The organism is Anaerostipes sp. MSJ-23 (assembly GCF_018918155.1).
Classification (GTDB): Bacteria; Bacillota; Clostridia; order Lachnospirales; family Lachnospiraceae; genus Anaerostipes.
Genome location: NZ_JAHLPY010000001.1, coordinates 262,051 through 275,148, shown reverse-complemented (window position 1 = coordinate 275,148; position 13,098 = coordinate 262,051). Strand labels below are relative to the sequence as shown.

General features: G+C 36.4%; 13 protein-coding genes. 7 read left to right on the top strand and 6 right to left on the bottom strand.

Translation table 11 applies throughout. The features are described from left to right. Positions 1-2 precede the first annotated feature (2 nt). Entirely contained in the window at positions 3-209 is a 207-nt protein-coding gene (locus KQI71_RS01345; RefSeq protein WP_216433315.1) for a hypothetical protein, read from the bottom strand. A 308-nt stretch (positions 210-517) separates the two neighbouring features. Between KQI71_RS01345 and KQI71_RS01340 the strand changes: the two genes are divergently transcribed. The 4 genes from KQI71_RS01340 (at position 518) to KQI71_RS01325 (ending at position 5,546) form a co-directional block, all read left to right on the top strand. Then, positions 518-3,151 (top strand): calcium-translocating P-type ATPase, PMCA-type, encoded by a 2,634-nt coding sequence (locus tag KQI71_RS01340; RefSeq protein WP_216433313.1) that lies wholly within the window; start codon positions 518-520, stop codon positions 3,149-3,151. A gap of 258 nt (positions 3,152-3,409) precedes the next feature. After that, positions 3,410-4,066 carry a cyclodeaminase/cyclohydrolase family protein gene (locus tag KQI71_RS01335; protein WP_216433311.1) on the top strand — a complete coding sequence of 219 codons (657 nt, stop codon included), beginning with the start codon at positions 3,410-3,412 and terminating at the stop codon, positions 4,064-4,066. A gap of 23 nt (positions 4,067-4,089) precedes the next feature. Beyond that, positions 4,090-4,947, top strand: coding sequence for a bifunctional 5,10-methylenetetrahydrofolate dehydrogenase/5,10-methenyltetrahydrofolate cyclohydrolase (locus tag KQI71_RS01330; protein WP_216433309.1), 858 nt, complete (start codon positions 4,090-4,092; stop codon positions 4,945-4,947). Positions 4,948-5,039: 92 nt separating this feature from the next. Continuing rightward, positions 5,040-5,546 carry an SEC-C metal-binding domain-containing protein gene (locus tag KQI71_RS01325; RefSeq protein WP_216433307.1) on the top strand — a complete coding sequence of 169 codons (507 nt, stop codon included), beginning with the start codon at positions 5,040-5,042 and terminating at the stop codon, positions 5,544-5,546. A gap of 40 nt (positions 5,547-5,586) precedes the next feature. Here the strand turns inward: KQI71_RS01325 and KQI71_RS01320 are convergent, their stop codons facing one another. From KQI71_RS01320 to KQI71_RS12320, 5 genes are all read right to left on the bottom strand, one after another. Continuing rightward, positions 5,587-6,201, bottom strand: coding sequence for a metallophosphoesterase family protein (locus KQI71_RS01320; RefSeq protein ID WP_216433304.1), 615 nt, complete (start codon positions 6,199-6,201; stop codon positions 5,587-5,589). Beyond that, the gene (locus KQI71_RS12335) at positions 6,198-6,500 is read right to left on the bottom strand and encodes a hypothetical protein (protein ID WP_253287872.1); all 303 of its coding nucleotides are present in this window, start codon (positions 6,498-6,500) and stop codon (positions 6,198-6,200) included. Before KQI71_RS12335 ends, KQI71_RS01320 begins: the two co-directional genes overlap by 4 nt. Beyond that, positions 6,493-7,350, bottom strand: a complete 858-nt coding sequence (locus tag KQI71_RS12330) for a BMP family ABC transporter substrate-binding protein (RefSeq protein WP_253287871.1) — start codon at positions 7,348-7,350, stop codon at positions 6,493-6,495. Before KQI71_RS12330 ends, KQI71_RS12335 begins: the two co-directional genes overlap by 8 nt. Positions 7,351-7,463: 113 nt before the next feature. Continuing rightward, positions 7,464-7,796, bottom strand: coding sequence for a hypothetical protein (locus KQI71_RS12325; protein WP_253287870.1), 333 nt, complete (start codon positions 7,794-7,796; stop codon positions 7,464-7,466). Between the two features lie 12 nt (positions 7,797-7,808). Next, complete coding sequence (locus KQI71_RS12320) at positions 7,809-8,120, bottom strand: hypothetical protein (protein ID WP_253287869.1); 312 nt, start codon at positions 8,118-8,120, stop codon at positions 7,809-7,811. Positions 8,121-8,268: 148 nt separating this feature from the next. Here KQI71_RS12320 and KQI71_RS01310 point away from each other — a divergent pair, with 148 nt between their 5' ends. The 3 genes from KQI71_RS01310 to KQI71_RS01300 are packed head-to-tail and all read left to right on the top strand — an operon-like array spanning position 8,269 to position 12,746. Further along, a complete protein-coding gene (locus KQI71_RS01310) occupies positions 8,269-8,733 on the top strand; it encodes a MarR family winged helix-turn-helix transcriptional regulator (protein WP_216433302.1) in 465 nt (154 codons plus the stop codon). Then, complete coding sequence (locus tag KQI71_RS01305) at positions 8,726-10,915, top strand: ABC transporter ATP-binding protein (protein WP_216433300.1); 2,190 nt, start codon at positions 8,726-8,728, stop codon at positions 10,913-10,915. The genes KQI71_RS01310 and KQI71_RS01305 overlap by 8 nt, the downstream gene beginning before the upstream one ends. Beyond that, positions 10,908-12,746, top strand: a complete 1,839-nt coding sequence (locus KQI71_RS01300) for an ABC transporter ATP-binding protein (protein ID WP_216433298.1) — start codon at positions 10,908-10,910, stop codon at positions 12,744-12,746. Before KQI71_RS01305 ends, KQI71_RS01300 begins: the two co-directional genes overlap by 8 nt. The last annotated feature ends 352 nt before the right edge of the window (positions 12,747-13,098 follow it).

Below are 13,098 nucleotides of genomic sequence, written 5' to 3'. Positions count from 1 at the left end.
AATTAATGGGATTCTTTCTTATTTTTATCCCTGCCCCATTTCAATACATAACTCATAGCCCATAAAAAAACAGGATAGAAAATCATAAGGGCGACCATTCCAAGAAAAGCATCGCTTCCTGTAATACCAAAATAGAACGTGAGACCAATGATAAGAAGTAATGATAAAATAAGAAAAATGGCACCGGCTTTTTTCATAAAATTTTGCATAAAAATTTCCTTTCGATATGTGTTTAATGCCATCGTAGCATAATTTATTGAAACTGACAAGTTTGCGTTGACTAACTATCGTTTTTTATGATAAAGTGAGCAAGAATTGAAAAGCCCGTGAGGGAGTAGTGGCGCAGTGCGCGGCAAGTCAACATACTGACCGTAAGGTCTGGTTTGCCTTAATCAACGAGACTCATGTATAGTAATCTGCTGTACGAGAAGTCTCTTTTTTTGTCTCATGCAGTTTATGGATTGCACGAGGCATTTTTTCATTTTATAAAGAAAAAACGAAGGAGAAAGGAAAAACTATGAAACATGCATTTATGATGTCTCAGGAGAAGATATTAAAAAAAGCAGGTACCAACGAAGAACGTGGTCTGACAAAAGAACAGGTACAAAGTTCTAGGAAAACTTATGGTGCAAATTCTTTTGTACGTCACGCCAGGGAATCGATGGCAAAAAAAATCTGGGATGCATCCACAGAACCAATGCTTGTTATGCTCATTTTTGCAGCAATCATTACTTTAGCCGTGAATATTACAAGATATTTTACGGGTGGTGAGTATAACTTCCTGGAATGTGCTGGTATTTTTGCGGCAATTATTTTGTCGGTAGTGATCACGATTGTTACGGAAGGAAAGAGTGCGAAAGCATTTGAAGCACTTAACAAACTTAATGAAGACACATTGATTAAAGTTATTAGAGATGGACAGCCGCAGTTGGTTACACAAAAAGAAATTGTTGTTGGAGATCTTTTGTTGATTGAAACAGGAGACAAAATTGTTGCAGATGGACGACTTCTTTCCAGTAATGACTTAAGTGTAGATGAGTCAGCATTGACGGGAGAGAGCCTTCCAGTGAAAAAACAGGCAGATGTTGTCTGTCCAGAGGCTACACCAGTAGCCGAAAGAAAAAATATGCTTTATTCTGGATGTTTTGTTTCTGCTGGAAGTGGAAAAATGATTGTTACAGGTGTTGGAAATGCAACAGAATTTGGGCAGATCGCACAGGAACTGTCTTCGATTGAAAAAACAACAACCCCTCTTCAGGAAAAACTAGATAAGCTTGGAAAAGGAATTACAGTTCTTGGAGCTTCAGCAGCAGCTATTGTGTTTTTGATTCAGGTTGTTCAGTTTGTTATGAATCATCAGATGAATTTAAATACCGTTTCAGATGCATTTATCACCAGTATTGTGTTGATTGTTGCTGCAGTTCCAGAAGGGCTTCCAACCATTGTTGCCGTTTCCCTTGCATTAAATATCATTAAAATGTCAAGAGAAAATGCTCTTGTGAAAAAAATGATTGCCTGTGAGACAATTGGGTGTGTTAATATTATCTGCTCCGATAAGACAGGAACATTGACAGAAAATAGAATGACGGTGCAACAGATTTATACGAATAAAAAATTGATAGAACCGGAAAAACTAAAGGACCCTTTATTGCTTCATAATTATTGTATTAACAGCAATGCAAATATCAAAGAGGAAGATGGAACTTGGTCTTTCATCGGAAATCCAACGGAATGTTCTCTTCTTGTTGCAGCAAAAAAAGCAGGCGTAGATTATCGTACGTTACGAAAAGAAGCGAACATTGTTCGTGTCTTTCCATTTTCTTCTCAGAATAAGGATATGAGTACCATTGTCATGGAAGATGGAAAACTTATATTGTATACAAAAGGGAATCCAGAAAAAATTCTTTCTTTATGTCAAAATGTATCAGAAGAAGAACGTGAAAAGATCAGTCATATGATGGAAGAATTTCAAAGCAAGGCTGGTCGTCTTCTCGCATTTGCTCATAAGGAATTAGAGAATTTTGACAAAGAAACACAAGAAGAACTAGAGCAAAATCTTTGTTATGATGGATTTGTTGTGATCTCAGATCCGTTGAGTGAAGATGTCTATGAATCTATTAAAAAATGCCAGAGTGCTGGTATTGAAGTAAAAATGCTGACAGGAGATAATATCCGTACAGCACGTGCGATTGCAAATGAACTTCATATGCTTGATGAAAACCATATTGCTGTGGAAGCCTCTGAAATTGAAACAATGAGTGATGAAGAGCTGAAAGAAGCGTTGAAGAAAATACAAGTTATTGCTAGAAGTACACCTCTTGTTAAAATGCGAGTAGTGAAATTATTAAAAGAAGACGGAAATGTTGTTGCAGTAACTGGAGATGGAATTAATGATGCCCCAGCGATTAAACATGCAGATGTCGGAATTGCTATGGGAATTGCCGGAACAGAAGTAACAAAAGAAGCCAGTGACATGGTCCTTCTGGATGATTCTTTTTCTACTATTATAAAGGCAGTACAATGGGGAAGAGGAATTTACGAAAACTTTAAACGATTTATTCAGTTCCAGTTAACGGTCAATGTTTCTTCTGTGGTTGTTGTTATTGCATCTATTCTTGCAGGATTCCCGGCACCATTTACTGCCTTGGAACTTCTATGGATCAATATCATCATGGATGGGCCGCCAGCATTAACCCTTGGACTAGAACCAATTCGCGAGGATTTATTAAAACATGCGCCAACCAAAAGAAATGAAAGTATCATCTCAAAGAAAATGTTAGTTCGGATCTTCCTGAATGGAATTTATATTTCTGTCATTTTTATGCTCCAACATTTTACAAATTTTCTTGGAGCAGCAAAGGAAGAAGAGGCAACGGTATTATTTACACTTTTTGTACTCTTCCAGTTATTCAATGCATTTAATTGCAGAGAACTAGATGATACACCAATGTTTAAGAACATTTTAAATAATAAGCTGATGCTTGGTGTATTTTTATTGGTATTGATTTTGCAGGCTGCAATCACACAGTTTGGAACTGCTGTCTTTGAAACTGTACCACTTTCTGGCATGATGTGGGTGAAGATGATTCTCACTTCACTGACTGTGATTATTTTAAATGAGATTGTCAAAGCATGCAAACGACTTTTTTAAAATAAATTGAAAACGATGTATAAATATTTTTGGGAGGGACATAATAGTAGTATCCAGTTGATAGTAACTGGATAAAGAAATACTTATCCTCCCCTTAAGTATTCCCCTGTTCCACAAAGGCGTGGAATGGGGGATTTTTGTGTGCCTTGTTAACATAGAATAAATGGAGATCATTGAAAAGAAATGGATTTTCTTGTTTTTTAGGAATGAGAAGTGTATAATAAGTCCATAATTTTTTTACGAAAGCGAGGGTGTGACATGAACAATAGTACAAAGGAAGAAAAAAATTATTTTAAAGAGTATTCATGTGAAGAATTTATTGATGTTCTTGCAAGTAAAGCAGCTGTCCCAGGCGGAGGTGGAGCATCGGCATTGGTTGGTTCTATCGGGATTGCACTTGGAAATATGGTAGGAAGCCTTACGGTTGGAAAGAAAAAATATAAAGATGTAGAAGAAGAAATTATAAAATGTAAAAAAGAAGCCGATGAAATTGCAAAAGAATTTCTGGAACTGATGGATAAAGATGCACAGGCTTTTGAACCGTTGAGTAAGGCCTATGGACTGCCAAAATCAACACCAGAAGAAATTGCGACGAAAGAAAAAGTTATGGAAGAAGCATTAAAAGAGGCATGTAGTGTACCCGTAGAGATCATGAAAACGTGTGCGAGAGGAATTGATTTGGTAGAAGTCTTTGCACAAAAAGGAAGTAAGATTGCATTAAGTGATGCAGGTGTAGGGGCAACTCTTTTAAAATCAGCACTTCAGGGAGCATCCCTCAATATTTACATTAATACAAAGTCGATGAAAGATAGAGCGGTTGCCAAACAATTAAATCAAACGGCAGATAGCATTCGTAAAGAGTACGAAGCAAAAGCGGATCGTATTTTCGAAGAAGTAAGCAAAAACATCAGATAAGAAAAGCAGCAGGAGGAAAGCCGATGGCAAAATTATTATTAGGAAAAGAAGTCAATGCATCTTTAAATGAAGAAATAAAAGAAAAAGTAGCAAAATTAAAACAAGAAGGTGTCACACCAAAGCTTGGAATCATTCGAATTGGAGAACGTGAAGATGATCTCTCTTACGAAAGAGGAGCAACGAAACGTTGTGAAACATTAGGGGTAGCATGTGAAAAATTTGTATTACCAGCCGATGTCGAAGAAGCACAGGTATTGGAAACAATTGAAAAAGTCAATAAAGACGAAGAAATTCATGGGGTTCTGCTTTTTAGACCACTTCCAAAACATTTAAATGAAGATAAAATTATTAATACACTTGCTGTAGAAAAAGATGTAGATGGAATTACAGATTTATCCATGGCAGGAGTTTTTATGGGAAAAGAGATGGGATATGCACCATGTACTCCAAGTGCTTGCATCGAAGTCCTGGATCATTATGGAATTGACTGTACTGGAAAGAAGGTCGTTGTCGTAGGAAGAAGTCTTGTTGTAGGAAAACCAGTAGCTATGATGCTTGTAAAGAAAAATGCGACTGTAACAATCTGTCATACAAGAACTGTTGATATGTCATCGGTTGTAAAAGAAGCAGACATTGTTGTTGTAGCCGCAGGAAAAGCAGGTGTCGTTGATGGAAGTTATCTAAGAGAAGGACAAGTTGTACTGGATGTCGGAATCAATGTAAATGAAGAAGGAAAACTTTGCGGAGATGTAAACTTTGAAGAAGCAGAAAAAATTGTAGAAGCGATCACACCAGTACCAAGAGGAATTGGAGGAGTTACAACATCCGTATTGGTAAGCCATGTTGTGGATGCAGCAATCGCGAAGAAAAACCAGAAGTAAATTTTTATCCGATGAATTATGTTGAAAATCATAGCGAAATTTGGTATAGTAGCTAAGGTAAATAACATTTTGATAGAAAAGGATGGAAGATAATGGGATTATTACAGGAATGGCGTGATTACGCATATAAATTTGATGACAATACAAAAGAAGGTCAGCAGTTTTGGCTTACATATTTCAATATTGAAAAAGGAATCTATGAAAAGCTTTTAGCTGACAAAGATACTGTTGTGACTGGTACTGTGAAAGAGTTAGCTGAAAAGTTTGATACAGATCTTCAGATCTTTGTTGGTTTTCTGGATGGAATCAATGACAGCTTAAAAGAGCCAAATCCGATTGAAGAAATGGAAGAAGATACACAGGTAAGCCTGGATATTGATTTTGAAAAATTATATTATAACATGGTTGGATGCCGTGCAGAATGGTTATATACATTAGAAGCATGGGATGATATCCTGACAGAAGAACGCAGAAAAGAACTGTATAAGGAATCAAGAAATTCAACAACGGTTGTAAAAGGAAAGAAAATCGGAAGAAATGATCCTTGCCCATGTGGAAGTGGTAAGAAATATAAAAAATGTTGCGGAAGAAACGCATAAGATAAAAAAATGCGGCAGACGAAAAAAGTCTGCCGCATTTTTACATTTCGTCTATGGGACATTCGATGACATATTTTTCGAAAGCATTGATAACAATGGTTTCCTTATATTGAGAAATTCTTCTTAAAGTATGGTCATAGGACAAATGCATGTGTCCATGAATAAAAAATTTAGGATGGTATTTATCAAGAAGATTCAAAAAACATGAAAATCCCTGATGTGGGAGGTCTTCTCCATCGTTTAATTGGTAAGCAGGAGAATGCGTAACCAAAAGATCAAATCCTTTTTTACGGAATAATTGAAATCGAAGGCGGCGAATGCGTTTTTGCATTTGCTTTTGTGTATATTGGTGAGCTCCTTCTCTGTATTTCATAGATCCTCCAAGACCAAGAATCCGAAGACCTTTGTATTCATAAATCTGATCTTCAATACAGATACATCCTTCAGGAGGAGTATCTTTGTAACATTCATCATGGTTTCCATGAACATAGAGGACTGGACCGTGAAAAAAAATTGCAAGGAAGGAAAGGTACTGAGGATTTAAATCTCCACATGAGATAATTAAGTCAATTCCTTCCAGTTTGGATGGTTCAAAAAAATCCCATAGCGAGGCAGATTCTTCATCTGCCAGGACAAGGATATTTAATGTTTTCATAGTGACTCCTTTGTTGTCTGTTTTGCTTTGGATACACCCTGGAGTTCCACGATGGATTTTGCCTCATCGCTTATTTCGTCCATGGTTGGAATAGAGCCGATAATATTATCGCAAAGCCAGTCCATGGTTACGATTTCTTTTGGTGTGATCGCATCTGGGTTGTTATGTACAAGACCGTCCTGAGAGTAAATGGTTCCGGAGAATGGGTTGAAATCTCCAATTTGTATAGACTTTCGAAGTAAATTGATCAGTTGTCTTGTTCCAGAGGGCAGTTTAGAGGAATAAATGACATCAATCATATCCGAAGACATACCCCACCAATAATTGAGCGAAGTTTTTCCATCGCCGTTTCCATGTTCCATCTAAAATACTTTTGGCAATTGTTTCATAAAATACACCCCAATTCCATGTTGGCATAATCAGGTTGACGGGTTGTTTTCCATCTGTCTGATAAAGACCAAATCGGTTAGAGTCTTTGTTTGGAATCATAAAATCACGGTCGGAAATGAAAGAAATTGCAAAGTCTTTTCGTATTTTTTCTACATTATTATGTTTTAATGTGGACCATTCTAAATAAATTTTAGCTTCTGGTCGGATCATGCGTACACCAAGTGCAAAGGCATTGATATTGGCAATCATTCCAAAAACTGGGTAATCTGCAATATAGCCGATTTTATCACTTTTGGACATAATACCAGCCACAGCACCCATTAAAAATTTGGCTTCATAGAGCCTGCCATAGTATGTTTTTATGTGATCATCACCAGTATTTAAAGAGCAGTTTAAAACACAAAGTTTTGGGTACTTCGTGGCATATTTTATACTTGAAGATAATAAAAGTGGTGAAGTTGAAAAAATAACGGAGCATCCCCAAGAGATTGCTTCTTCAAAAGCCTTTTGTTCGGCTTTTGGAGAATCTACATGAAACCATGCTTTTGTTTCAACTTTCTCTTTAAGGCTATCTTCAAGATAAGCTCGGCCTAATTCATGTCCATAAGTCCAGCTGGAAGTTTCAGGTGATTTATTATGAATAAAAGCAATTTTTAATTTTCCGGCTGGAAAAAGAAGATTTAAGTTAAATCGTTTTTTTTCAGGACCTGGATCTTTAGAATCCATCAAAAGTTTTACGGAAGGTTTGGATGGATACATTTGGAAATCTTTCCAGATTGCCGTTACTTCTTTTGAAATTTCTGAAAGGTCTTTTTTTAAAAGATCTTCATATCCGTAGATCTCAAAGAAAATAAGAAAAGCATCTCCTGGTGTCAGAGAAAGGTTTTTTCCTTCTTTTTTTCAAAAATTTTTAAAAAACGATAATAAGAGGCATGAAACGTCTTTTTTTCATCATCTGTCCAGGTGGAGTGAAAATTTTTTCCAAGAAGTTCTAAAATCTTTTTATAGTTTCCAATTTGGCTAAAGTTTAAATAATTGATGCCACATTCTTTGTAAAAATTAAGAAATTCATAATAAATTCGATTTTCTTTTGTATGATTTGGCTTTGGAATGATTCTTGTTACATATCCTGGAATTGTGACAGCGTCACAAAATTTTAAAATACTAACTCTTTTATTTCCTTCAGAAACATAAAAATGGTTCATAAATTCATAGGCTCAAATCGGATCACGAATACCTTCTTTCATATGGGATTCATATAAATTTGACCATTTGGAAGAAAATTCGGATGATTCTGATAAAAGAGGCATAAAATTGCTGGCAAAAGCGTTGGTGCGTCCGGCACTTTTCGTTCCAACGATAGACTCCAGTGGAATGTCAACAAGTCCTAATTCTGTTTCCGCTACAATATCCGTATAAGATAAAATTTCATCTAGTACCTGAAGATAAGGATAAATTCCTCTGGAGGAATCAGAACGGAAATTTTTTACTGCCAGTTTCCGTGCTTGGCTATATGGTTCAAGTGCCATGAAAAAACTCCTTTCTATTTTGTAAATTTTAACTATATTTTAGCAAAATAGCATTGATATTTGAAGATCAAAGTGTTAATATATCAGTTAGCTATCTAATGATTAGGTGTCTAATGAATTGGAAAAATAGAAAAAGAAAGGAGTTTCTATGTACGGTAGAGAAGGTATTTATCATTTGCTTGGGCGAGTCAATCATAAAAGTGCAGCTTATGGATATGCTCTGTTAAAAGAAAAAAATCTTTATCCTGGGCAGATGCCTCTTTTGGTGACACTTTGGAGAGAGGAAGGATTAAGCCAAAGAGAACTGGCAGACCGCCTTGGAATTAAACCTCCGACATTAAATGTAATGATTGGGCGGATGGAGAAGAATGGGTTAATTTTAAAAAAACAGGATCCAAAAGATTCCAGGAGAAGCAGAATTTATTTTACGGAAGAAGGAAGAGTTATTTGCGAAAAAGCAAGAGAGCGATTTGCGGACGTTCAGGAAAGTATTATGAATTATTTTACAGAGGAGGAGCAAAAGCAGTTGTATGATCTCTTAAATAAATTTTGTGATTGTCTGGATGAACAGATTGGATTATTAAATGAAGGAAAGGAAAAAGGAAATGCTTAAATTATTTCGATATTTGAAAAAAGCATATGTGCCGGTGATATGCATTGTTATTTTGCTTGTCATACAGGCAACATGTGATCTTTCATTGCCGACGTACACATCAAAGATCGTCAATGTTGGAATTCAACAGGGAGGAATTGAAGATGCAGTACCGGATGTTATGAGAGAAGAGACGTTTCTTGGTCTTGAGAAGGTCATGAAGCAAAAAGATGTAGACAGGATGAAGGATGCATATAAACTTTATAGTAAGAAGCAGGTTCATGATTCTAAATATAAAGATTATAAAAAAGGACGTCTTTATGTAAGAAAAAAAATTACAAAAGATGAAAGAGAAAAGCTTGATACAGCGATGTCAAAGGGAATGATCAATCTGTCTGCTCAAATGGCACAACAGATTGCAGCAAATCCAAAAGCTGCAGCATCTTTAAGTAACAGTCAGAAAAAAATGATGAAACAGATGGAACATATGAATCTTAAGGATATGCCAGATAGTATTATTAGTCAGGCTGCAGTTTCTTTTGTAAAGTCAGAATATAAAGCGATTGGAATTGATATGGATCAGGTTCAGATTCATTATCTTTTGACAACTGGAGCCAAGATGGTAGGTCTTGCATTTCTGATTATGGCAGCAGCAGTACTTGTAACTTTACTGTCAGCAAGATTAGCTGCAAGATTAAGCCGTGTATTAAGAGATCATATTTTCCAGAAGGTTATGGATTTTACAAACTCCGAGTTTGATAAATTTTCTACAGCATCTTTGATTACAAGAAGTACGAATGATATTCAGCAGATTCAACAGTTTATGACGATGATGTTCCGTATTGTTGTTTATGCACCGTTGCTTGGAATTGGAGGAATTTTTAAGGTTTTGACGACGAATGCAAAAATGACGTGGACCATTGCGGTTGGTGTCATTGCAATTATGCTTGTTATTTTTGTTTTATTTAAAGTGGCAATGCCTAAATTTAAAGTATTACAAAAATTAATTGACCGCTTAAACCTTGTAACAAGAGAAATTCTTACAGGACTTTCTGTTATTCGTGCATTTAGTACGGAAAAGCACGAAGAAGAGCGTTTTGATAAGGCCAATATGGATTTGATGAAGACAAACTTATTTGTTAACCGCGCAATGACATTTATGATGCCAATCATGATGTTGATTATGAATGGTCTTACCGTTTTAATTGTATATGTTGGTGCCCATAATATTGATCTTGGTAAAATGCAGGTTGGAGATTTGATGGCATTTATTCAGTATGCAATGCAGATTATTATGGCATTCTTATTTATTTCCATGGTATCAATTATGATGCCAAGAGCTCAGGTTGCGGCAGAACGTGTCAATGAAATTCTTGATATGGAAATTATGATCAAAGATCCAAAAGAACCAAAACCATTCCTTCCAGAGAAAAAAGGGGAAGTGGAATTTAAAAATGTTTATTTTTGTTATCCAGATGCAGATGAGGCTGTGCTTCATAATATCAGTTTTGTAGCACCAGCAGGTAAAACGACCGCATTTATTGGAAGTACTGGAAGTGGAAAATCTACATTAATTAATTTGATTCCAAGATTTTTTGATGTTACTCGTGGAAGTATTCTCGTTGATGGACAGGATATTCGTGAGGTACGTCAGTCGGATCTTTGTGATAAGATTGGATATGTTCCTCAAAAAGGAGTTTTATTCTCTGGAACAATTGAATCCAACTTAAAATATGGAAAAGAAGATGCAAGTGAAGAAGAAGTAAAACGTGCGGCAAGGATTGCACAGGCAACAGACTTTATTGAGGAAAAGGAAGAACAGTATCAGTCACCAATTGCGCAGGGTGGTTCTAATGTATCAGGAGGACAAAAACAGCGTCTCTCTATTGCCAGAGCTATAGCAAAAGATCCAGAAATTTATATTTTTGATGATAGTTTTTCAGCGCTTGATTATAAGACAGATGTAAAACTTCGAAGTGCATTACAGAAAGAGACACATGGAAGTACCACTTTGATCGTGGCACAGAGAATTAGTACAATCCTTCATGCCGATCAGATTATTGTTCTTGATGAAGGAAATGTTGTTGGAAAAGGAACACATCAGGAACTCTTAGAAAGCTGTCCGGTTTATCAGCAGATTGCGAAGTCACAGCTGTCAGAAGAGGATCTTAAAAAAGCAAAGGAGGTGTCTGCACATGAGTAATCGTGCAACTCGGGGAAGAGGCCCAATGAGAGGACCAGGTGCAGGAATGGCACCAGGTGAAAAAGCAAAAGATTTGAAGGGAACGATGAAAAAACTGATTCGCTATATGAGACGTTTTTATCTTCCAATTATTTTAGTTATTATTTTTGCAATTGCAAGTACAGTCTTTAATATTGTAGGACCAACAATTTTAGGAGATGCTACAACAGAAATTTTTAACGGATTGATCCGAAAAATCAGTGGAACTGGTGGAATTGATTTTGATAAGGTAACACATATTTTATTATTGTTACTTGGATTATATGTGATTAGTGCGGTCTTTTCCTTTATTCAGGGATTGATTATGACACATGTATCAAACAATGTTAGTTACCAGATGAGAAAAGACATTTCGGAAAAGATTCACCGTATGCCAATGAAATATTTTGAAAGTAGGACATATGGAGAAGTTTTATCTCGTGTAACCAATGATGTGGATACGCTTGGACAGAGTTTGAATCAGAGTATGACGCAGATTATCACATCGGCAACACAGATTGTCGGAGTGCTTGTTATGATGCTTCGTATCAGCCTTCCAATGACAGGAGCAGTTCTATTAACACTGCCATTATCTATGGGGTTGATTGCATTGATTATGTCAAAATCACAGCCATACTTTAAAGCTCAGCAAAAACATTTGGGAGAGCTCAATGGACAGGTAGAAGAAATTTACAGTGGACATAACATTGTAAAAGCTTTTAATAAAGAAGAAAGTGTAATCAAAGAGTTTAAAGATGTTAATGAAAAACTTTATAATTCCGCATGGAAATCACAGTTTTTCTCTGGAGCTATGATGCCGTTGATGCAGTTTGTTGGAAATCTTGGATATGTAGCTGTAGCAATTCTTGGCGGATATTTGGTTATTAAAAATTCCATTAAAGTTGGACAGATTCAGTCCTTTATTCAATATGTTAGAAACTTCAGCCAGCCAATTACACAGCTTGCTCAGGTAGGAAATATGATGCAGACGACAGCGGCATCTGCAGAACGTGTTTTTGAATTCTTAGAAGAAGAGGAAGAAACAGAAGTAGCAAAGAATCCAGTTCCAATTGAGTCATTAAGTGGAAATGTATCCTTTGAACATGTCAATTTTGGATATAATCCAGAACAGACGATTATTAATGATTTTTCTGTCAATGTAAAAGAAGGACAAAAAGTAGCCATTGTTGGACCGACTGGAGCAGGAAAAACAACGTTGATTAAACTTTTGATGCGTTTTTATGACGTCAATGCAGGAGCAATCAAAATTGATGGGCATGATATTCGTGAATTTATTCGAAGTGATATTCGTCAGCTTTTTGGAATGGTATTACAGGATACTTGGCTTTATAATGGAACTATCCGCGATAATATTCGATATGGAAAACTAGATGCAACCGAAGAAGAAATTCAGGGAGCAGCAAGAGCAGCATTTGCTCATCATTTTATCGTGACACAACCGGGCGGATATGATATGGTAATAAATGAAGAAAGTAATAATGTATCTCAGGGACAGAAACAGCTTTTAACTATAGCAAGAGCAATTCTAGCTGATCCAAAAATATTGATTTTGGACGAAGCAACAAGCTCCGTAGACACAAGAACGGAAGAAAGAATTCAAATGGCTATGGATAACCTCATGCAGGGAAGAACAAGTTTTGTCATTGCACATAGACTCTCAACGATAAAAGACGCAGATGTCATTCTTGTTATGAATCATGGAGACATCGTAGAACAAGGAAACCATGAAGAACTCTTAGCCAAAGGCGGCTTCTATGCCGATCTATACAACAGCCAATTTGAAAATGCCTAGGGATTGCTTTGCAATCCCTTATTGAAAGATGAAATCTTTCAATAAGATGTGTGCAGGAAAGTGGCGAGGAATTTATTCAGTAGCCACGCATGCACACAGATGGGCATTTTCAACGAGAAAAACACAAAGTGTTTTACGAGTCTGTAGAGAAATGAAATTTCTAAGGCGGAATGCAAAAGAAGTGGCGAGGAATTTATTCAGTAGCCATGCATGCACACAGATGGGCATTTTCAACGAGAAAAACACGAAGTGTTTTACGAGTCTGTAGAGAAATGAAATTTCTAAGGTGGAATGCAAAAGAAGTGGCGAGGGATTTATTCAGTAGCCACGCATGCACACAGATGGGCATTTT

Coding starts and splice junctions, on each gene's coding strand:
- KQI71_RS01345 (WP_216433315.1), bottom strand. CDS start 209: ATGCAAAATTTTATGAAAAAAGCCGGTGCCATTTTTCTTATTTTATCA.
- KQI71_RS01340 (WP_216433313.1), top strand. CDS start 518: ATGAAACATGCATTTATGATGTCTCAGGAGAAGATATTAAAAAAAGCA.
- KQI71_RS01335 (WP_216433311.1), top strand. CDS start 3,410: ATGAACAATAGTACAAAGGAAGAAAAAAATTATTTTAAAGAGTATTCA.
- KQI71_RS01330 (WP_216433309.1), top strand. CDS start 4,090: ATGGCAAAATTATTATTAGGAAAAGAAGTCAATGCATCTTTAAATGAA.
- KQI71_RS01325 (WP_216433307.1), top strand. CDS start 5,040: ATGGGATTATTACAGGAATGGCGTGATTACGCATATAAATTTGATGAC.
- KQI71_RS01320 (WP_216433304.1), bottom strand. CDS start 6,201: ATGAAAACATTAAATATCCTTGTCCTGGCAGATGAAGAATCTGCCTCG.
- KQI71_RS12335 (WP_253287872.1), bottom strand. CDS start 6,500: ATGATTGATGTCATTTATTCCTCTAAACTGCCCTCTGGAACAAGACAA.
- KQI71_RS12330 (WP_253287871.1), bottom strand. CDS start 7,350: ATGTATCCATCCAAACCTTCCGTAAAACTTTTGATGGATTCTAAAGAT.
- KQI71_RS12325 (WP_253287870.1), bottom strand. CDS start 7,796: ATGAACCATTTTTATGTTTCTGAAGGAAATAAAAGAGTTAGTATTTTA.
- KQI71_RS12320 (WP_253287869.1), bottom strand. CDS start 8,120: ATGGCACTTGAACCATATAGCCAAGCACGGAAACTGGCAGTAAAAAAT.
- KQI71_RS01310 (WP_216433302.1), top strand. CDS start 8,269: ATGTACGGTAGAGAAGGTATTTATCATTTGCTTGGGCGAGTCAATCAT.
- KQI71_RS01305 (WP_216433300.1), top strand. CDS start 8,726: ATGCTTAAATTATTTCGATATTTGAAAAAAGCATATGTGCCGGTGATA.
- KQI71_RS01300 (WP_216433298.1), top strand. CDS start 10,908: ATGAGTAATCGTGCAACTCGGGGAAGAGGCCCAATGAGAGGACCAGGT.